Annotated in this window: 12 protein-coding genes; 8 read left to right on the top strand and 4 right to left on the bottom strand. The window is 59.2% G+C overall.

Going from position 1 to position 19,591, the window contains the following annotated elements:
• Positions 1-66: 66 nt before the first annotated feature.
• The gene (locus FHL07_RS04340; protein ID WP_138738148.1) at positions 67-1,686 is read left to right on the top strand and encodes an FMN-binding glutamate synthase family protein; all 1,620 of its coding nucleotides are present in this window, start codon (positions 67-69) and stop codon (positions 1,684-1,686) included.
• A gap of 190 nt (positions 1,687-1,876) precedes the next feature.
• Positions 1,877-2,980, top strand: a complete 1,104-nt coding sequence (locus FHL07_RS04335; protein WP_138738147.1) for an OpgC family protein — start codon at positions 1,877-1,879, stop codon at positions 2,978-2,980.
• Between the two features lie 100 nt (positions 2,981-3,080).
• On the opposite strand, the gene FHL07_RS04330 is transcribed toward FHL07_RS04335, so the two are convergent.
• Positions 3,081-4,487 (bottom strand): amino acid permease, encoded by a 1,407-nt coding sequence (locus FHL07_RS04330; RefSeq protein ID WP_095001428.1) that lies wholly within the window; start codon positions 4,485-4,487, stop codon positions 3,081-3,083.
• A gap of 395 nt (positions 4,488-4,882) precedes the next feature.
• Here FHL07_RS04330 and FHL07_RS04325 point away from each other — a divergent pair, with 395 nt between their 5' ends.
• From FHL07_RS04325 to FHL07_RS04315, 3 genes are all read left to right on the top strand, one after another.
• Entirely contained in the window at positions 4,883-7,993 is a 3,111-nt protein-coding gene (locus FHL07_RS04325) for a transglycosylase domain-containing protein (protein ID WP_138738146.1), read from the top strand.
• A gap of 113 nt (positions 7,994-8,106) precedes the next feature.
• On the top strand, positions 8,107-8,685 hold the full coding sequence (locus tag FHL07_RS04320; RefSeq protein WP_138738145.1) for a PadR family transcriptional regulator: 579 nt from the start codon (positions 8,107-8,109) through the stop codon (positions 8,683-8,685).
• A complete protein-coding gene (locus FHL07_RS04315; protein ID WP_095020387.1) occupies positions 8,682-9,464 on the top strand; it encodes a siderophore-interacting protein in 783 nt (260 codons plus the stop codon). The genes FHL07_RS04320 and FHL07_RS04315 overlap by 4 nt, the downstream gene beginning before the upstream one ends.
• 156 nt (positions 9,465-9,620) lie before the next feature.
• Here the strand turns inward: FHL07_RS04315 and FHL07_RS04310 are convergent, their stop codons facing one another.
• The gene (locus FHL07_RS04310; protein WP_095018356.1) at positions 9,621-10,262 is read right to left on the bottom strand and encodes a Pr6Pr family membrane protein; all 642 of its coding nucleotides are present in this window, start codon (positions 10,260-10,262) and stop codon (positions 9,621-9,623) included.
• Between the two features lie 7 nt (positions 10,263-10,269).
• Entirely contained in the window at positions 10,270-10,500 is a 231-nt protein-coding gene (locus FHL07_RS04305) for a VF530 family protein (RefSeq protein ID WP_095001433.1), read from the bottom strand.
• Between the two features lie 218 nt (positions 10,501-10,718).
• On the opposite strand from FHL07_RS04305, the gene FHL07_RS04300 reads away from it, so the two are divergent.
• The 3 genes from FHL07_RS04300 (at position 10,719) to FHL07_RS04290 (ending at position 16,954) form a co-directional block, all read left to right on the top strand.
• Entirely contained in the window at positions 10,719-12,755 is a 2,037-nt protein-coding gene (locus FHL07_RS04300; RefSeq protein WP_138738144.1) for a TonB-dependent receptor, read from the top strand.
• Positions 12,756-13,040: 285 nt separating this feature from the next.
• Positions 13,041-14,405, top strand: a complete 1,365-nt coding sequence (locus tag FHL07_RS04295) for a carbohydrate porin (protein ID WP_095001628.1) — start codon at positions 13,041-13,043, stop codon at positions 14,403-14,405.
• A 131-nt stretch (positions 14,406-14,536) separates the two neighbouring features.
• Positions 14,537-16,954 carry a glucose/quinate/shikimate family membrane-bound PQQ-dependent dehydrogenase gene (locus tag FHL07_RS04290; protein WP_095001435.1) on the top strand — a complete coding sequence of 806 codons (2,418 nt, stop codon included), beginning with the start codon at positions 14,537-14,539 and terminating at the stop codon, positions 16,952-16,954.
• Between the two features lie 65 nt (positions 16,955-17,019).
• Here the strand turns inward: FHL07_RS04290 and FHL07_RS04285 are convergent, their stop codons facing one another.
• Complete coding sequence (locus FHL07_RS04285) at positions 17,020-19,362, bottom strand: putative bifunctional diguanylate cyclase/phosphodiesterase (protein ID WP_095031954.1); 2,343 nt, start codon at positions 19,360-19,362, stop codon at positions 17,020-17,022.
• Between the last annotated feature and the right edge of the window lie 229 nt (positions 19,363-19,591).

Below are 19,591 nucleotides of genomic sequence, written 5' to 3'. Positions count from 1 at the left end.
TTCTGTTCTTGACCACGCCAGGCATCGCCGCCCGGCGGAACAGACCAGCCTGAAACAGGAAACCGTATGAGCCTGTCACTGTTAAGCCGTTATGCGTTTTTTGCATTCTGCGTCATCTTCACCCTCGCCAGCCTGCCCTTTATGCACCATGAGTGGCTGTGGCCCTTCACGGCCGTGACACTGGCCTTGAGCCTGCTGGGGATTTTCGATTTGCTGCAAAGCCCCCACGCCGTGCGTCGCAACTACCCGATCCTGGGCAATATTCGCTATCTGGTGGAAGCCATCCGCCCAGAGATTCGCCAATACCTGCTGGAATCTGACAGCGATGCGCTGCCCTTCTCACGGGCGCAACGTTCGCTGGTGTACTCACGAGCCAAGAATGAGAGTGCCGACAAGCCTTTCGGCACTCTGGTTGACGTTTACCAGCCCGGTTTTGAATTTATCGGCCACTCCATGCGCCCGGCCCCGTTGACCGACCCCAGCAGCTTTCGCATCGTGGTGGGCGGCCCGCAATGCAGCCAGCCGTACTCGGCATCGATCTTCAACATATCGGCCATGAGCTTTGGCTCGCTGAGCGCCAACGCCATCCGCGCCCTCAATCAAGGTGCCAAGCTCGGTAACTTTGCCCACGACACGGGCGAAGGCAGTATCAGCTCCTATCACCGTGAGCATGGTGGTGACCTGACCTGGGAACTGGGCAGTGGCTACTTCGGTTGCCGCACTTCGGACGGGCGTTTCGACCCTGAGCGTTTTGCCGCCCAGGCTCGCACGCCACAAGTGCGGATGATTGAAATCAAAATGAGCCAGGGCGCCAAACCAGGCCATGGCGGTATCCTGCCCAAGCATAAAGTGACCGCGGAAATCGCCGAAACCCGCGGTGTGCCCATGGGTGAAGACTGCATCTCGCCTTCGCGCCACAGCGCCTTTTCAACGCCTATCGAGCTGATGCAATTTATCGCGCAGTTGCGTGAGCTGTCCGGCGGCAAGCCCGTGGGCTTCAAGTTTTGCCTGGGTCACCCGTGGGAGTTTATGGGCATTGCCAAGGCCATGCTGGAAACCGGTATCCTGCCGGACTTTATCGTGATTGATGGCAAGGAAGGCGGCACCGGCGCGGCGCCCGTAGAATTCACCGACCATATTGGCGCACCGCTGCGCGAAGGCTTGTTGTTCGTCCACAACACCCTGGTGGGCCTGAACCTGCGTGACAAGATCAAGCTCGGCGCCAGCGGCAAGATTGTCAGCGCATTCGATATTGCCAGCGTGCTGGCCATCGGTGCCGACTGGGCCAACTCGGCGCGAGGCTTCATGTTTGCCATTGGCTGCATTCAGTCGCAAAGTTGCCATACCAACAAATGCCCCACCGGCGTGGCCACCCAGGACACCTTGCGCCAGCGAGCGCTTGTAGTGCCGGACAAGGCCCAACGGGTTGTGCAGTTCCACCAGAACACCCTCAAGGCCCTGGCCGAAATGCTGGCTGCGGCTGGTCTGGAGCATCCGGCGCAGCTCAAGGCCAAGCACCTGGTACGACGCATGTCCGCCACCGAAATCAAACTGTTCTCACAGTTGCATGTGTTCCTCAAGCCCGGCGAACTGCTCACCGGCGAGGTCAATAGCGAGTTCTATTCGCGCATGTGGCAAATGGCCCGTTCGGACAGCTTTGAGGCCAACGAAATAGCGGCGGCCTGACGGTCCACCAGCAGGCCGCGCTGAAATAAGGCGCTGGCGGGTGTGTTCGCGCAGTAGCTCGAGACATTCAGTAATATCCAACCTTTGCATTTAACCCGTAATACCATCACCCTGCGCGCCGCCGATACGCGGCGCGCAACCTCCGCTGCGCCCGTCGGTCTTAATTAAACCCTTTGTTTGAGTACTCGCCGTGACGCTGAACGGACGCGACCACCGCATCGATTTTTTTCGCGGGCTGGCGCTGATTTTTATTTTTTGGGACCACATCCCGCACAACCCGCTGGCCGAATTTACGGTGCGCAATTTCGGCTTCAGCGATGCTGCGGAGATTTTTGTGTTCCTGGCCGGTTATGCCGCCGTGCTGGCCTACGGCAAAATCGCTCAACGTGACGGTTTGTTGGTCGCCAGCGTGAAGATCCTGCGCCGCGCCTGGGTGCTGTATGTGGTGCATATCTTCCTGCTGGCGGTGCTGATGGGCATCGTGTTTTTTGCCAACAACCATGTCGAAACCCGTGACCTGGTGCAGGAAATGGGCCTGCAGTACTTCCTGAGCAATCCGCAACAGGCCCTCACCGACGAACTGCTGCTGCGCTTCAAACCCAACCTGATGGACCCGCTGCCGCTGTATATCGTGCTGTTGCTGGGTTTGCCGCTGGTGCTGCCGATGCTGCTGCGCAAGGCAGGCTATGTGGTTGCCGCGTCCCTGGCCCTGTACTTGCTGGCGCCGGTGTGGAACCTCGCGGCTCAGGAAGGCGGCGTGTGGTTTTTCAACCCTATGGCCTGGCAGTTTCTGTTTATTCTGGGCGGTGCAGCGGCGATCCACGGGCAGCAACCCAAGGCTGCGCAAAACCGTCCCCTGTCGCGTCAACCGGTGTTTGTGGGAGCAGTACTCTATCTGCTGGTGACCGGCCTGCTGGCACTGTCATGGCGATGGCCGCAGTTTCACGATGCGCTCATGCCGCTCTGGCTGGGCGAGTACCTGTACCCGATCAGCAAGACCAACCTTTCACCGGTACGCCTGCTGCATTTTCTGGCCCTGGCTTATGTGGCGGCCAAAGTGGTGCCCCACGGCAACTGGCTGAATAACCGGGTGGCCCGCCAGGCATGCCGCATGGGCCGCTATTCGCTGGAAGTGTTCTGTCTGGGAGTGATCCTGGCGCCGTTGGCTGACATGCTCAATGCGCTGGGCGGTGACGGGTTTGTCGTAAAGGTATTCAGCGCCCTGATGGGCGTGGGGATCATGGCCGTGCTGGCGGCCTGGCTGGACTGGAACAAGCGTCTGAACCGCAAGTAGCGAAAGCTGTTGTGGGAGCGGGCTTGCTCGCGATGGAAACGCCGCGGTTGGTCTGACCAACCGAGGTGCTTTTATCGCGAGCAAGCCCGCTTCTCCATTGTCAGTGGGTCTGCGTGCGCTGCGTAGGCTGCAGCTTGAACACATAGAACAGCACGGTCAGCAGGATCAGGAAGGCTGGGCCTACAAACAGTGCGATTCGGGTTTCTTCGAAGTAGGCCATCAACCCGACCACCATAAACAAGAACCCCAATGCCGCGTAAGAGCTGTACGGGTACAACCACATACGGTACTTCAGGGCTGCCGCTTCCTGCGGGCTCAGACTCTTGCGAAAGCGCAGTTGCGCCAGCAGGATCATCAACCAGGTCCAGATTGCGCCAAAGGTGGCAATGGCCGTCACCCAGACAAACACCTTCTCCGGCGCCATATAGTTGAGCACAACCCCCAGCAGCAGCACGGCAATCGACAGCAGCAACGCCTGACGCGGCACACCGTTTTTCGCAGTGGTGGCGAAGTTGGCCGGGGCCTGGCCGTTTTGCGCCAGGCTGTAGAGCATGCGACCGGTGCTGAAAATGCCGCCGTTGCACGACGACAATGCCGCGGTAATCACCACAAAGTTGATAATGCCTGCTGCCGTCTTGATGCCCAGACGTTCAAAGGTCATTACAAACGGGCTGCCCGAGGTGCCGATTTCGTTCCATGGGTAGATGGACAGAATCACGAACAGTGCGCCGACGTAGAACAGCAGAATGCGCCAGAACACCGAGCCAATCGCACTCGGAATGGTCTTTTGCGGGTTCTTGGCTTCGCCGGCAGTCAGGCCGATCATCTCTACGCCCAGGTAGGCGAACATCACCATCTGCAAGGACATCAATACGCCCTGGATCCCGTTGGGCAAAAAACCACCGTGAGCCCAGAGGTTGGAAATACCCAGAGCGACTCCGTTATTGCCGAAGCCGAACGCGATAATGCCGATACCGCCGAAGACCATCGCAATGATGGTGACGATCTTGATCAGGGCAAACCAGAACTCGAACTCGCCAAACGCCTTGACCGCGATCAGGTTGATCGAGCCCATGCTGATCAGCGCCGCCAGGGCCCAGATCCAGCGTGGTACATCGGGGAACCAGATGCCCATGTACACCGCCACGGCGGTGATTTCCGCGACACAGGTCACCAGCCACAGGAACCAGTAGTTCCAGCCGGTCAGAAACCCGGCCAACGGGCCGAGGTAGTCCTGCGCGTAGCGGCTGAACGAACCGGCTACCGGGTTGTGCACGGCCATTTCGCCCAGTGCGCGCATGATCACCAAAATGGCCAGGCCGCCGATGATGTAGGACAGCATGATGGCCGGGCCGGCCATTTCGATTGCTTTGGCCGAGCCCAGGAACAGGCCTACGCCGATACAGGCACCAAGCGCCATCAGGCGAATGTGGCGCTCGCCCAGTTCGCGTTTGAGTGGACCGCCCTGCACGCTATCTGCGTGGGGCTGGTGGTTGCCGACTGGCATAAAAGTACAACCTCGTATTGTTATTGGGTATCCATCAACAGAGCGTTCGAAAAGACGGGCGGGTTACCTGTCTTGCCCCCCTGACCGGCCTGGACCTTGTAGGTCGGTAGGTCAAAAGAGAAATGCCCTGCTGAGATCGGCGGCGAGTATTGCACAGCGTTGGTGCACAGTCATGCCCCTACCTAGGACCTATTTACCTGCCGCAAAGGCTCTATTCCTGCACTTACATGGGTAAGCCACGTTGTGGATGCATCCCGACCCTGGATTTATGAGAGCCATTCAGCAGACCGTGCCTATAGAAACACCAGATAAGCCTCACAAATTTTTCACCTGAATCTGCCAGCGTCTACGCTTCTATCAAGCGCAACCAATATGCGTACCTGGATCTGTCGACTATGGGCGTACTGTGGAACTCCAACTCCAGCAAGACCAGGGTGTCATCAGCTGTAACGGACGATGCCGCACCTGCGCCACAACCTCCTGAGCCCAGGCGTTATGGATGGTTTGTGCTCGGGCTTGGGATGCTGGCCGTCCTGGTTGTGCTGTGGTTTGTGATGGCCCAGGAGGTGCGCAGTTCCAAGTTGCAAGCCCGCGAGTTCAGCCGTTTTGCTGCGTCGCTCAGCTATTCGATGCACGAAGGGCCCAGCAACGCGATGCTTTATCCCGGCGCAGGCCCTTTCGATAAACGCTTGGGTTACAGCGCACTGGGCGACTTTCTGGCACGCCTTCAAAAACGTGATTACGTCATTACTCAACAAAGCCGCTTTTCACCAGCGCTCTTGAGCTATAGCGAGAAAGGGTTTTTCGTACCCTATTCAGAAAAAATTCAGACCGGACTCTCGATCACCGACTGCGCTGGCAGTTCGCTTTATCAGTACAAGTACCCGCAGCAGTTGTATCCCAGCTTTGCAAGCATCCCCCCGCTGGTGGTTCACAGTTTGCTGTTTATCGAAAACCGCAACCTGCTCAACCCTGATGAACCCCAGGCCAACCCTGCCGTGGACTGGCCGCGCTTTGCCATGGCGGCCTACTCCCAGGCTGCAAAACTGCTGCACTTGCCGGGGCAATCGGCGGGCGGCAGTACCCTGGCGACGCAACTGGAAAAGTATCGGCACTCTCCCGATGGGCTGACGCTCTCAGGCGGCGAAAAATTGCGCCAGATGGTTTCTGCCAGCGTGCGTGCCTATCAGAACGGCCCGCAAACCCTGCCAGCCCGGCAAAAGGTGGTGCGTGATTACCTCAACAGCGTGCCACTGTCGGCGGTGCCTGGCCACGGCGAGGTTCACGGCATGGCCGAAGGGTTGCGGGTGTGGTACGGCGCCGATTTCAATCAGATCAACCAGCAACTGAGCAGTACCGCCACTGACCCAAAAAGCCTCGCATCAAGAGGCCTGGCCCTGCGTGAAGTGCTGTCGCTGATGATCGCCCAACGTCGGCCCTCACACTACCTGGCCAAGGGCCGTGATGAGCTCGCGCAACTGACCGACAGCCATATCCGCCTGCTGGCGCAGAACAATGTGATCGACCCGGCGCTGACCGCCGCCGCGCTGGCCAGCCGCGTGACTTATCGCGACTGGGCGCAGGCGCCAACCCTGCAACCGAATGAAACCAACAAGGGCATCAGCGTAGCCCGCAGCCGCCTTTCGGTGCTGCTCAAACGCCCGCTGTATGACCTCGACCGCCTGGACCTGTCTGCCACCAGCACCTTGCAGGGCGACTTGCAGGGCCAGGTCAGTGACTACCTGCGCCAGCTGGCAAACCCGGCATTTGCCGGCAAAATAGGCCTGCTCGGCCCCTACCTGCTAACGCCCACCAGTACCGCGCAAGTGCGCTACAGCTTTACCCTGTTTGAACTTACGCCGGACGGCGCTCGCGCCCGGGTGCAGACCGACAGCACCGACCAGCCCTTCGATATAAATGAAGGCAGCAAACTGGAACTGGGCTCCACCGCCAAACTGCGGGTGTTGACCACCTATCTGCAGATCATTGCCGAGCTGCATGACCGTTACGGCGGCCAGCCTGGCACGACGCTGAAAAAAATCCCCATCACCCACCAGGATCCGCTGACCCGCTGGGCACTGGCGTACCTGATCGAAAATCCTGGTGCACAACTGACACCCATGCTGGATGCCGCACTCAACCGTCAGTACTCGGCCAACCCCGGCGAAGGCTTTTTTACCGGTGGCGGTATGCATCACTTCCACAACTTTCGCAGCCAGGACAACAACCGCATCGCGACGCTGCGCGATTCGATCCGTGAGTCGATCAACCTCCCCTTTGTGCGCCTGATGCGCGACGTGGTGCGCTACACCAGCTATCAGTCGCCGAGCAATAACGCGGACCTGCTCAGTGACGACAGCAACCCGATGCGCCAGGAATACCTCAGTCGTTTCGCCGACCGCGAAGGCACCACCTTCATGCTTAAGTTCTGGAAAAAATACCGCGGGAAAGACTCAAAGGCCCGCCTTGATACCTTCTTGGACAGCATGCACCCCACCGCCATTCGCATGTCGGCAGTGCATCGTTACCTGTTCCCCCATGCCGATCAGGCTACCTTCAACCGCTTCGTGCGCTCGCATCTGACTAACGACAAGATCACCGACGAGCGTCTGGACAAGTTGTACCAAGGCTATGGCCCCGGCGCTTACAACCTGCCTGACCAAGGCTATATCGCCAAAGTCCATCCGCTGGATCTGTGGTTACTGGGGTATTTGCTCAATAACCCGCAGGCCACCTTCCAGCAAGCTGTCGACGCCAGCGAACATGAGCGTCAGGAAGTTTACAGCTGGCTGTTTAAAAGCAGGCACAAGAGCGCCCGCGACAGCCGCATCCGCACCATGCTGGAGATCGAAGCCTTCCTTGATATCCATCAGCGCTGGCAAAAAGTCGGCTACCCCTTCGACCACCTGGTGCCGTCTCTCGCCACCGCACTGGGCAGTTCGGGGGATCGCCCGGCGGCACTTTCCGAGCTGATGGGCATTATCCTTAACGATGGCGTACGTTTGCCGGTATTACGCATTGATACCCTGCATTTCGCCGCAGATACTCCCTATGAAACCCGCCTGGTCAACGACCCTGACGCAGGCGTAAGGGTCATGCCCAGCGAAGTGGCCACGGCACTGCGCGAAGCCCTGTCGCAAGTGGTGGATGCCGGTACGGCGCGACGGGTATCGGGCAGTTTCAAGCTCGACGACGGCACACCCCTGGCCATGGGCGGCAAGACCGGCACCGGCGACAACCGCATCGAAAGCATGGGTGCTGGCGGACGTATCCTTAGCTCCAAGTCGATCAATCGCACGGCGACCTTCGTGTTTTATATCGGCGAGCATCACTTCGGCACCTTGACTGCGTTTGTTCCCGGACGCTCGGCCGAGGCTTTCAAATTCACCTCGGCACTGCCGGTGCAAGTGCTCAAGGGCATGGCACCGATCCTTACGCCGTATCTGCAACCAGGCACCAACACCTTGTGCCTGGCACCTGCGCTAGTACACACCGCAGCGAAATAGCCAAGCTGTGGGAGCGCTCCCATTGAGAATCATTACCGTTCGTCGACTGGGTTTTTACATTCCTTAAGATATATCTTAAGTTATGTCTAACTTAATGAGAGAGCGAAAAGACAATGAGAGACCATCATCCCCATCACCGCGAACATAGCGCGGGTCAAGACGGCTTCGAGAAACGCCCCGGTCGCGAACGCGGTGGCCGCGGCCCCCGGGTTTTTGCCCCGGGCGATCTGAAATTATTGCTGTTGGCGCTGATCGCCGAGCAGCCCTGCCACGGCTACGACCTGATCCGCCAGATCGAAGGTTTATTCGACGGTGCCTACAGCCCCAGCCCTGGCGTGATCTACCCCACGCTGACCTTCCTTGAAGAGAGCGAGCTGATTCAGGGCGACGCCGAAGGCGGAAAAAAACGCTATACCGTGACCGATGCCGGTCGCCAGTACCTGACCGATCAGGCGGTAGCACTCGATGGCGTGCGGATGCGCATCGACGTCAGCAAGCGCTCACTGCGCGGCCATGATCGCCCGGCCGAGATTCACGAGGCGGTGCACAACCTGCGCCATGCCCTGCAAATGCACCACGGTCGCTGGAGCCCGGCAGAAATCCTGCGGGTACGCGACTTGCTCAACAACACCGCCAAAGCCATCGTCGATGGCCCTGTATCTGCCCAGCCTGCGCAGGAGAACGCTGAATGAATGCTGCCACACCCCAGACCATTCACCGGGTCATGCATGAAATCAAACGTCGTAAACTCGAAGTGCTGCGCGTGGTCGACCTGACCCCGCGCATGCGCCGAATTACCGTGGGAGGCCCACAGCTGACGGGGTTTGTCAGCCTGGGCAGCGATGACCATGTAAAGCTGTTTTTTCCGCAGACCGCCGAAGAACAGGCAGCGCTGGAAACCCTGGAACTGAGCGCCGGGCAAAAAGGTGGAATGCCGCCGATGCGCGACTACACCCCACGCCGTTTTGACTTGAACACCTTTGAGCTGGACATCGATTTTGTCCTGCACGGTGACGGCCCGGCAGCCACTTGGGCCGCCCAGGCCACGCCCGGGCAGTATCTGCATATCGGCGGGCCGCGCGGTTCGATGGTAGTACCGGACATCTTTGACAGCTACCTGCTGATCGGTGACGAAACCGCGCTGCCGGCCATTGCCCGGCGCCTTGAAGAGCTGCCTGCCAACCGCCGTGCCCTGGTGGTGATCGAGGTCGAAAACGCGCTTGAAGAACAACCCCTGCACAGCGCCGCAGCGGTTGACGTGATCTGGGTACACCGTGATGTACTGGGCGAGGACCTGCTTAAAACCGTCGAAGCATTGAGCATCCCCGAAGGTGCGCTGTACACCTGGGTGGCCACCGAAAGCGCGCTGTCGCGCAAAGTGCGCCGAGTGCTGCTGGACACCCACGGCCTGAACGAAGAATTCGTCAAGGCTGTGGGCTACTGGCGCCTGGATGGCAGTACCGAAGAGTAATTGCTCCTACACCCCGTAGCAGCTGCCGAAGGAACGTGGCTGGGTTCGGCGACGTAGTCGTCGCAATATCAGACACCACGCTGAGCCAGTTAACCCCGGTTCTCAGTGTATACGACTGCTTCGCAGCCGAACGCAGCCTCGTTCCTTCAGCAGTTGCTACAAGTACTTGCGCCCCCTGAGACGATCCACCGCCACCACCCCCAATGCCACCGCCACAAACCCCGCCAGAATTCCGCCAGCATTGATAAACGTCTGCCAATAGCCCAGTTTTTCGACATCGACAAACGGATACGGGTACACACCCAGCAGGTGCCCACGCAACAGGATGTAGGCGAAATACAGCAGCGGATACAGCATCCAGAGTCCGATATGGCTCACGCGCAACAACCCCTTGGGCACGTAAAACCACCAGTACAGCGTAAACAGCACCGGCATCACGTCATGCAATATTTCATTGGCTAGCCATTGCAGACCTTCAGGCTGCCAGAGTTGGCGCAGCAACAGACTATACGCCGCTCCCACCACGATAATGCTGACAGCAATGCCGCTGCTAACCCACGGTTGCAAGAAAAACGCCCTGGCTTTTGACGGGGGGGTATCGGCTGCACAGGTCAGTACGCTGGCGGCCAGGGTGTTGGTCAAAATGGTGAAAAAACTGAAATAGCTCACCAGCCCACCCACCACACTCGCACCGCTCTGCCAGCGGGCGAACAGTACCAGCTCAAGCTGAATCGCCAGGCCGCTCCAGCCCAGGATCGCCAGCAGCAGGCAGAGCCTGTGCCTGGACAACGCACTCATGTGCCGATCAAAGCTCGCGCTTGGTACGGGCGTATTTCACATAGAGCTTTTCGACCTTTTCCCGCGCCCAAGGGGTTTTGCGCAGGAACGTCAAACTCGACTTGATACTCGGGTCGCTCTTGAAGCAGCGAATATCAATGCGCTCGGCCAGCCCCTGCCACTGGTAATGCGCCACCAGCGCAGTGAGGATCTGTTCCAGCGTCACGCCGTGCAATGGGTTGTTGTTGGGTTCAGTCATGCCGGGCCTTTAAAGCAAAAGAGAGAAAGCCGCGCACCTTAGCCGAGCACCTGCTCAGGGGGAAGTGCATTCGCCAAGCAACCAGTCTAGCCGTGTCCCGGGGCAGAAATGAAAGTTCCGCTTTGACAGATTAAAGTGATGTTATATTGTAACTATACCTATCCAGTCAAAGAGCGCTCAGCGCCGCTTTCTTTCGTCACCCTGCCAAGGAACTTGTAATGTCCTCCCCTGCACTCCCGCGTCACTTGCGTCGCCTTCGTCTAACGCCGCTCGCCACCGCACTGCTGCTCGCCTCCCCGGCCTACGCCCTCGATCTGCCCCAGCAAGTCATTACCGGCAACCCCTTGGGCAACACCCAGCTGGCCTCACCCACAACGGTACTGGAAGGCGATGACCTGACCCTTAATCAGCAAGGCAGCCTGGGCGAAACCCTCAGCAAACAACCCGGCGTGTCTTCGTCCTACTTCGGCCCGGGCGCTAGCCGACCGATCATTCGCGGCCTGGATGGCGACCGTATTCGCATCTTGCGCAACGGCGTCGGCGCTCTGGATGCCTCATCGCTGTCTTATGACCACGCGGTACCGCTGGACCCGGTCAACGTCGAACGAATCGAAATTGTTCGCGGCCCTGCCGCCCTGTTGTACGGCGGCAACGCCATCGGCGGCGTGGTCAACACCTTCGACAACCGTATCCCCACTACCGCCATCGACGGCATTCACGGGGCAGGCGAACTGCGCTACGGCGGTGCCGACACCACCCGCAGCAGCGCGGGCAAGCTGGAAGCCGGTGATGGCACCTTCGCCCTGCATCTGGATGCCAACGCCCGCGAGTTCAACGACCTGAAAATCCCCGGCTATGCCCGCAGCCGTCATGCCCCCGAAAGCGAAGACGGTGACGAGAAAAAAGGCCGTCTGGGTAACAGCAATGGCCGGCAGGACGGCGGTGCCGTGGGCGGTTCCTACACCTGGGAAGATGGTTACGCAGGCTTGTCGTACAGCACTTACGACGCCAACTACGGCTCACCGGCCGAGCAGGACGTACGCATCCGCATGAAGCAGGATCACTACGCCTTTGCCTCCGAAATCCGCAACCTGCAAGGCCCGTTCAGCTCGCTGAAAATAGATGCCGGCTACACCGATTACGAGCACCGCGAAATCGAGGGCGGCGAAGTCGGCACCACGTTCAAGAACAAGGGCTACGAAGCCCGCGTTGAAGCCCGCCATGTACCGATCGGCCCGGTTGAGGGTGTCATTGGCGCACAGGTCAATCGCAACGAATTTTCGGCCCTTGGTGAAGAAGCTTTCGTACCGCAAACCGACACCAACAGCGGCGCCCTGTTTGTGCTTGAAGAACTGCAGGCCACCGAGCGCCTCAAACTGAGCCTCGGCGGGCGCCTTGAGCGCACCGTGGTCGACCCGGACGCCAAGGGCAATGAGCGCTTTGCCGCGGCGGACCGTTCAAGGAGCTTCACGGCGGGCAGCCTGTCTTCAGGCGCCGTGTTCACCCTCACCCCGATCTGGTCGCTGGCGGCCACCCTGGGCTACACCGAACGCGCACCAACATTCTACGAGCTGTACGCCAATGGCGCCCACGTCGCTACCGGCACCTATGAAGTAGGTAACGCCAATCTGTCGAAGGAAAAAGCCGTATCCAGCGACCTGGCCCTGCGCTTCGACAATGGCACCCACAATGGCAGCATCGGGGTGTTCTACAGCCACTTCTCCAATTACATCGGTCTGCTGGGTACAGGTCGTACACTGAACGACGAAGGCGAGCCAGACGCCGACGGCATTCCGGAATACACCTATTCCGGGGTTAGGGCGCGTTTCACCGGCTTTGAGGCCAAGGATCACTGGAAGCTCGGAGAAAGTGCCTATGGCAAGTTTGCACTGGAACTGTCGGGCGACTACACCCGCGCCACCAACCTCGACACCGGCGAAGCCTTGCCGCGGATTGCCCCGCTGCGCCTGAGCAGCGGCTTGCTGTGGGAAATGGACCGCTGGCAAGCGCGGGTTGACGTCGAACATGCCAGCAATCAGGGCCGTGTGCCGGCCAACGAATCGGGCACTGATGGCTACACCACTCTGGGCGCCAGTGCCGGTTATCACTTCGATGTGGGCAGCAGCCAGTGGCTGGCGTTTGTCAAAGGCGACAACCTGACCAACCAGACCGTGCGTTATGCCAGTTCTATTTTACGTGACATCGCCCCCGCACCGGGGCGCGGTATCGAGGTAGGCCTGCGCACCACGTTCTAAGCTGCACAGCAGTAAATACGCGGCCTCCAATCAAGTCGGGGCGCGACAAAAGAGCCCTGGGACGAACCGTCGCAGCACACTGTTACTGAATCAGAAATGATCCATGTCACTTAAAGTGCTGTTTCTAAACGTTTCGGGGCTTTATCATTTCCGCATAAAGGGCTGAAACGATTCATTCCGCCCTTAACTCTGAAGTGCCAGCCCTGCCCTCAAAGACAGCGCTACCCACTGCCACAGCCATACCTATAAAGACTCGCATCTCGACCTATGTCCACATTCCTGAATATGCGCAAACACAGCGCGCTGCTTCCTGTTGCCGGGCAAAAAGCTCTGGCTTTGATCGGCGGCATTACCGCTCTGGGCCTGGCTACTTGCGTGCAGGCGGCCCCCGCCTTTGACGCTGACTCCAAGTGGATGCTCGGCGATTGGGGTGGTACCCGTAGCGAACTGGAAAAGCAGGGTTACTCCTTTTCCCTCGACTATGTAGGCGAAGTCGGCTCCAACCTGCACGGCGGCTATGACCATGACCGCACGGCGCGCTACAGCGACCAGTTCGGCCTGGGCACGCACCTGGACCTGCAAAAGATCCTGGGCTGGGACGACGCTGAATTTCAGCTGACCATCACCCATCGCAGCGGCAACAACATCAGCAATGACCGCATCAACGATCCACGGGTGGGCGGTTTCACTTCGGCCCAGGAAGTCTGGGGCCGTGGCCAGACCACGCGCCTGACGCAAATGTGGTACCAGCAGAAATTCTTTGACCAGAAGCTCGACATCAAAGTCGGCCGCTTTGGTCAGGGCGAAGATTTCAACTCGTTCCCTTGCGATTTCCAGAACCTGGCGTTCTGCGGTTCACAGGTGGGCAACTGGGCCGGCAGCATCTGGTACAACTGGCCCGTCAGCCAGTGGGCCCTGCGGGTCAAGTATCACCTGACCCCCGAGTTGTACGCACAGGTCGGTGCCTATGAGCAAAACCCGTCCAACCTGGATCGCGGCAACGGCTTCAAGCTCAGCGGCAGCGGCACCCAGGGCGCAGTACTGCCGATCGAACTGGTGTGGACGCCAAAAATTAATGGCCTGCCAGGGGAATACCGCGCGGGTTACTACTACAGTAATGCCAAGGCAACAGATGCTTACAAAGATGCCAACGGCCAGCCAGCAGCCTTGACCGGTGAAGCGTATCGCAGCAGTTCAAGCAAACACGGGATGTGGCTGGGCGTGCAACAACAGCTCACTACCCGCGCCAGCGACCAGTCGAGGGGCTTGAGTGTGTTTGCCAATGCCACCATGCACGACAAGAAAACCAATGCCGTGGACAACTACGTCCAGGCTGGCGTCGTCTACAAAGGCGTGTTCGATGCCCGTCCCAAGGACGATATCGGCTTTGCCATGGCGCGCGTTCACGTCAACCCGGCTTATCGCAAGAACGCCCAGGCCACTAACCAGGCCCGCGCCATCTACGATTTCGACAACCCGGACTACCTGCCTCCCCAGGACACTGAATACAGCGCCGAGCTGTACTACGGCATCCACGTCACCAACTGGCTGACCGTTCGACCGAACCTGCAGTACATCCGCCACCCGGGCGGCGTCAGCCAGCTGGATGACGCACTGATTGGCGGTCTGAAAATTCAAAGTGCGTTCTGACAAACGGACTGCAACAACAACCTTGAAGGTTGTGATCGAACACCTATTTAGCTGATTCACTCCCGCGTCGGTTCGTCCCTTAAAGACCCCACCCTCGCGGGAACACCTCAAACGCAACGGAGAACCACACTATGAGCACTGAAGGTGCTTTCAGTCGAAGCCGCCTGCTACCGAGCCTTCTCGGTATCTTGCTGCTGCTAATGGGCCTGGCCATGTTGGCCGGGGGTATCAAACTGGTCACGCTGGGCGGGTCGTGGTACTACCTGCTGGCCGGGATCGGTTTTGGCTTGTCGGGCGCACTGCTGATTGCCGGGCGCCGCGCAGCACTGACCCTGTACGCACTGGTACTGTTCGCCAGCACCGTATGGGCACTGATGGAAGTCGGTCTGGACTGGTGGCAACTGGTGCCACGCCTGGCCATGTGGTTCGCCATCGGTATCGTCCTGCTGCTGCCATGGTTCCGTCGCCCTGTCCTGCGCGGTCAGTCGGCACCGGTTGCCACCGGCGCACTGAGCGTTGCCGTAGTGCTGGCCGGTCTGGCTGCACTGGCCAGCCAGTTCACCAGCCCGGGTGAAATCAAAGGCCAACTGGACCGTGATGCCGTACCTGGCATGAGCAACGCTGCACCGGCCATGCCCGATGGTGACTGGCAGTCCTACGGTCGTACCGCCTTTGGTGACCGTTACTCGCCGCTGAAAGAAATCACCCCGCAAAATGCCCACAAGCTGGTACCAGCCTGGACATTCCGCACCGGTGACATCCCTGGTGAAGGCGATCCCGGCGAAACAACCGCCGAGAACACCCCACTGAAAGTCAACGGCATGCTGTATGTGTGTACCCCGCACAGCCAGGTCATAGCCCTTGACCCGGATACCGGTAAGGAAATCTGGCGTTACGATCCGAAGATCAGCACTCAGAACGCTGAAAACTTCAAAGGCTGGGCACACATGACCTGCCGCGGCGTGACTTATCACGACGAAAACGCCTACGCCAAAGTCAGCACTGAACAAAGCGCTGCCGAGCCTGCTGCTGCTACATCCAGCAACTCGTGCCCGCGCCGCCTGTTCCTGCCGACTGCCGACACCCGTCTGATCGCCCTGAACGCCGACACCGGTAAAGTGTGCGAAGACTTCGGCACCAATGGCGCGGTAGACCTGCGTCACAACATCGGTACCTTTGCTCCGGGTGGTTACTACTCCACCTCGCCACCTGCCGTGACCAAAGATCTGGTCGTGATTGGCGGCCACGTGACCGACAACATTTCCAACGACGAGCCATCGGGCGTGATCCGTGCGTACGACGTACGTACCGGCAAGCTGGTATGGAACTGGGACAGCGGCAACCCGGAGAAAACCACTCCGATTGCTGAAGGCGAAACCTACACCCGTAACTCGCCAAACATGTGGTCGATGTTCGCTGTCGACGAAGACCTCGGCATGCTGTACCTGCCGATGGGTAACCAGACGCCTGACCAATATGGTGGCGACCGTACCGAAGATTCCGAGCGTTATGCCGCTGGCATCACCGCCCTGGACATCAACACCGGTAAAGTCCGCTGGTACCGTCCGCTTACTCACCATGACCTGTGGGACATGGACGTAGGTGGTCAACCAACCCTGATGGACCTGAAAACCGCCGATGGCGTGAAACCGGCCCTGCTGGCTTCCACCAAACAAGGCAGCATCTACGTGATGGACCGTCGCACTGGCGAAGCCATTGTGCCGATCACCGAGGTTCCGGCCCCGGGCGGCGCTGTTGAAGGTGACCACACTGCACCGACACAGCCACGTTCTGACCTGAACATGATTCCTCCGGTCTTGACCGAACGCGACATGTGGGGCGTAACCCCATTCGACCAGATGCTGTGCCGGATCAACTTCAAGTCCCTGCGCTATGACGGCATGTACACCCCGCCATCGCTGCAAGGCTCGATCGTGTATCCAGGCAACTTCGGCGTGTTTGACTGGGGTGGCATTTCGGTTGACCCGGTTCGCCAGATTGCCTTCCTGAACCCGAGCTACATGGCGTTCACCTCCAAGCTGGTTCCGCAGGCCGACGTGGCTGCAATGGGCCCGCGCAAAGGCGAAACCTCCGGCGTTCAACCGAACAAAGGCGCACCTTACGGCGTGATCCTGGAGCCACTGTTGTCGCCACTGGGCCTGCCTTGCCAGGCACCGGCGTGGGGTTATGTTGCTGCAGTCGACCTGACCAACAACGAAGTGATCTGGAAACACAAAAACGGCACCGTGCGTGACAGCTCGCCGGTACCGATCCCGTTGTCCATGGGTGTTCCAAGCCTGGGCGGGACCTTCACCACCGCAGGTGGTGTGGCCTTCCTGAGCGGTACCCTTGACCAGTACCTGCGTGCTTACGACGTAAGCAACGGTAAAGTACTGTGGGAAGGTCGCCTGCCTGCTGGCGGCCAGACCACCCCGATGACCTACACCGGCAAGGACGGCACTCAATATGTGCTGGTCATGGCGGGCGGTCACGGCGGCCTGGGCACCAAAAAAGGTGACTATGTAATGGCGTTCAAACTGGCTGAGTAAGATTTACAGCTGGTATTGAAAAAGGCGGCTATCGAGAGATAGCCGCCTTTTTTGTGAGCCCGGTTTTAAACCGTTGCCCGCAATTTCCACACCCAGGCCTCGAACGCCACGGCATCCATTGGCCGACTGATCAGATAGCCCTGGGCCGTATCACAGTGCCAGCGCTCGAGCAGTTCAAGGGTATGCTGATACTCCACGCCTTCAGCCACCACCTTGAGCCCCAGGTTGTGGCTCATTTCGATGGTCGAACGCACGATCACCGCGTCCTCGCTGGTTTCGTCCAGGTTGCGGATAAACGATTGATCGATTTTCAGCTCTTGCACCGGCAAGCGCTTGAGATGCGCCAGCGACGAGTAACCGGTGCCAAAGTCATCCACCGACAAGCTTATCCCGCCATCACGCAACTTTTCCAGCACGTTGAGCGAGTGTTCGGGGTCGCGCATGGCCGTGCTTTCGGTGATTTCGAATATCAGTTGCTCAGCCGACAACTGATAACGCTTGAGCAGGCGCTCGACGGTCATCAACAGATTTTCACCGTGCAAATCCTCCGCCGAGATATTCAGCGACAGCTGCATATGCAGGCCCTTGCGGTTCCACGCGGACAACTGACGGATGCCTTCCTCGATGACCCAGCCCGTCAGCAGGAACATGCTGCCCGTGCGCTCAGCCAGTGGAATAAATTCCGCCGGCGAGACCATGCCCAGTTCCGGGTGTTGCCAGCGCAACAGCGCTTCAGCCTGGCGCACATGGCCACTGCGGATATCCATTTTGGGCTGATAATACAGCTGCAACTGGCCATCGCTGGCGGCACTGCGCAAGTCCCGGATCAGCTGGATTTGCCGTTGGTGGGCGAGGTCACGGTCCTGCTGATACACCTGCAAATAACCCGGCAAGGCGGCGGCATCCCGGCATGCAATCGCAGCACGGCTGATCAGTTCTTCAGCGCTCTGCCCATTGAGCGGGTAGATCGCAATGCCCATGCAGACTTCCAGCAACACCTCGTGCCCATCAATGCTCAGCGGACGCTTGAGCAATGCGTACAACCTGTCCGCCAGCGCAACACCCACATCGACCTGGGTGCTTTCAAGCAGTAACAAGAACTCGTTGCCGGTGATGCGTGCCGCCGTATCGCGTTCACGCAGAGCGTCGAGCATCACGCGGGCGGACTCACGCATGATCCGCTCCCCACCCTCGGGGCCGAAGCTCTCATTGATCACACGATAATTTTCGATCCCCAGGTAAATCAACACCACGCCGCGCCTTGCGCTGATGGCACTGCCCAGGCGTTCCATGGCCAGGGCGCGGTTGGGCAAACCGGTAAGCGGGTCGTGCAGGGCGTTATGTGCCAGTTGCTGCTCGCGCACGGCAATCCCGCTTTGCATGGCATTGATCGCCTTGGCCAGAAACCCCAGTTCGTCCCTGCGTGTAAGCTCCACCGGCGTTTCGTAGTTGCCCCGGCCAATGCGCTGCGCAGCCTCCGCCAACAGGCTGACCGGCCGCGAAACCGCCCGCGCCAGCCACAAGGCGCCGAGCAATGAAGCCAGCAAAGCCCCCAGGGATATCCACAGAAACTTGCGATCCAGCGAGTCGAATGCCTGCATCGTCTGATCCAGCGGGCTTTGCAGCACCGCCATGACTTGGCCGTTGCCCGGGTCACCGGAGTTGGCGAGTTGCAGCATCTGGCCAAGAAAGCGCCGGCCGTGGAATTCGCTGAAATGGATTGTCGAGCCCGGCGTATGCTCCTGCACGAATTCAATAATGCTGGCGCTCATGAAGTCCGGCTGCGTGCTGCTCAGTATTCCGCTTTCGCCTGGCTTGACCGTCATAAACGACACTTCAAGGTTGCTCAGGGAGCTCAATTCATGGGCAAACACGTCGTCCATCGGCATCCCCGAGACCACGCGCACCACAGGCAAAGGGCCCAGCACCACCCCTTGCACCAGCATGTACGGGCGCCCTGCCAGGATGCCGATGACCATGGTCTGGGTGTTGCGACGGGCCAGCCGCAGAGCCTTGGCATAAGGAAATGCCTGCCCCGCTGGCAGGCCCTTGAGGGTGCTGGTGATGATATTGCCGTCCAGATCCAGCACAAACAGCTCACTGCCATGCAGGCTCGCCTCGAACTCCTGCAGGGCGTGCTCTATCAGCGAGGGGCTGCCTTTGATCGTCGCCTCACGGAAATCCGAGTCATTGGTCAGCCAGTTGAGGCCGTACTGGATACGCCGCCAGCGCAGATCCATAAAGCGCTCGAACACCCGGGTTCCGGTCTTGAGCTGCTCTTGCGCCTGATCGCTGGCCACGGTAATGGTCACGGCTTTAACGGCGAAGTACACCGCACCGATCACCAACAGCAGGAGCAAGGCAAGAAACAGGCTGATACGCGCCTGAAAACTGTTGCGCAACTTCATGCTGCGCCCTCAATCCATTGAGTGAATGCCAATGGCCACATAAGCGCTCCCGCGACTTCCTTGAAAAAGCCATACCGGTGGCCTTCCAATCCATCTTTGTTGTTATGGATCCAACTGCTGCAGACAGAAGATCACCCATTAATTTCGGGCCGTCTACTGTCAAGTTGTTGGCGACAAAGGCCTAGCGCACGGGGGTTTGACGGATTATTTCTTCAATCGACGTGCAAGC

It is taken from the genome of Pseudomonas sp. FSL W7-0098 (genome assembly GCF_005930585.1).
GTDB lineage: Bacteria > Pseudomonadota > Gammaproteobacteria > Pseudomonadales > Pseudomonadaceae > Aquipseudomonas > Aquipseudomonas bubulae.
The sequence above is the reverse complement of the archived record's forward strand: the minus strand, read 5'-3'. Positions and strand labels throughout refer to the sequence as shown.

Bases quoted from the DNA above. Each gene is read 5' to 3' on its own strand.
- FHL07_RS04325 (WP_138738146.1), top strand. From the start codon at position 4,883: ATGGGCGTACTGTGGAACTCCAACTCCAGCAAGACCAGGGTGTCATCA.
- FHL07_RS04300 (WP_138738144.1), top strand. From the start codon at position 10,719: ATGTCCTCCCCTGCACTCCCGCGTCACTTGCGTCGCCTTCGTCTAACG.
- FHL07_RS04320 (WP_138738145.1), top strand. From the start codon at position 8,107: ATGAGAGACCATCATCCCCATCACCGCGAACATAGCGCGGGTCAAGAC.
- FHL07_RS04295 (WP_095001628.1), top strand. From the start codon at position 13,041: ATGCGCAAACACAGCGCGCTGCTTCCTGTTGCCGGGCAAAAAGCTCTG.
- FHL07_RS04305 (WP_095001433.1), bottom strand. From the start codon at position 10,500: ATGACTGAACCCAACAACAACCCATTGCACGGCGTGACGCTGGAACAG.
- FHL07_RS04310 (WP_095018356.1), bottom strand. From the start codon at position 10,262: ATGAGTGCGTTGTCCAGGCACAGGCTCTGCCTGCTGCTGGCGATCCTG.
- FHL07_RS04330 (WP_095001428.1), bottom strand. From the start codon at position 4,487: ATGCCAGTCGGCAACCACCAGCCCCACGCAGATAGCGTGCAGGGCGGT.
- FHL07_RS04340 (WP_138738148.1), top strand. From the start codon at position 67: ATGAGCCTGTCACTGTTAAGCCGTTATGCGTTTTTTGCATTCTGCGTC.
- FHL07_RS04290 (WP_095001435.1), top strand. From the start codon at position 14,537: ATGAGCACTGAAGGTGCTTTCAGTCGAAGCCGCCTGCTACCGAGCCTT.
- FHL07_RS04285 (WP_095031954.1), bottom strand. From the start codon at position 19,362: ATGAAGTTGCGCAACAGTTTTCAGGCGCGTATCAGCCTGTTTCTTGCC.
- FHL07_RS04315 (WP_095020387.1), top strand. From the start codon at position 8,682: ATGAATGCTGCCACACCCCAGACCATTCACCGGGTCATGCATGAAATC.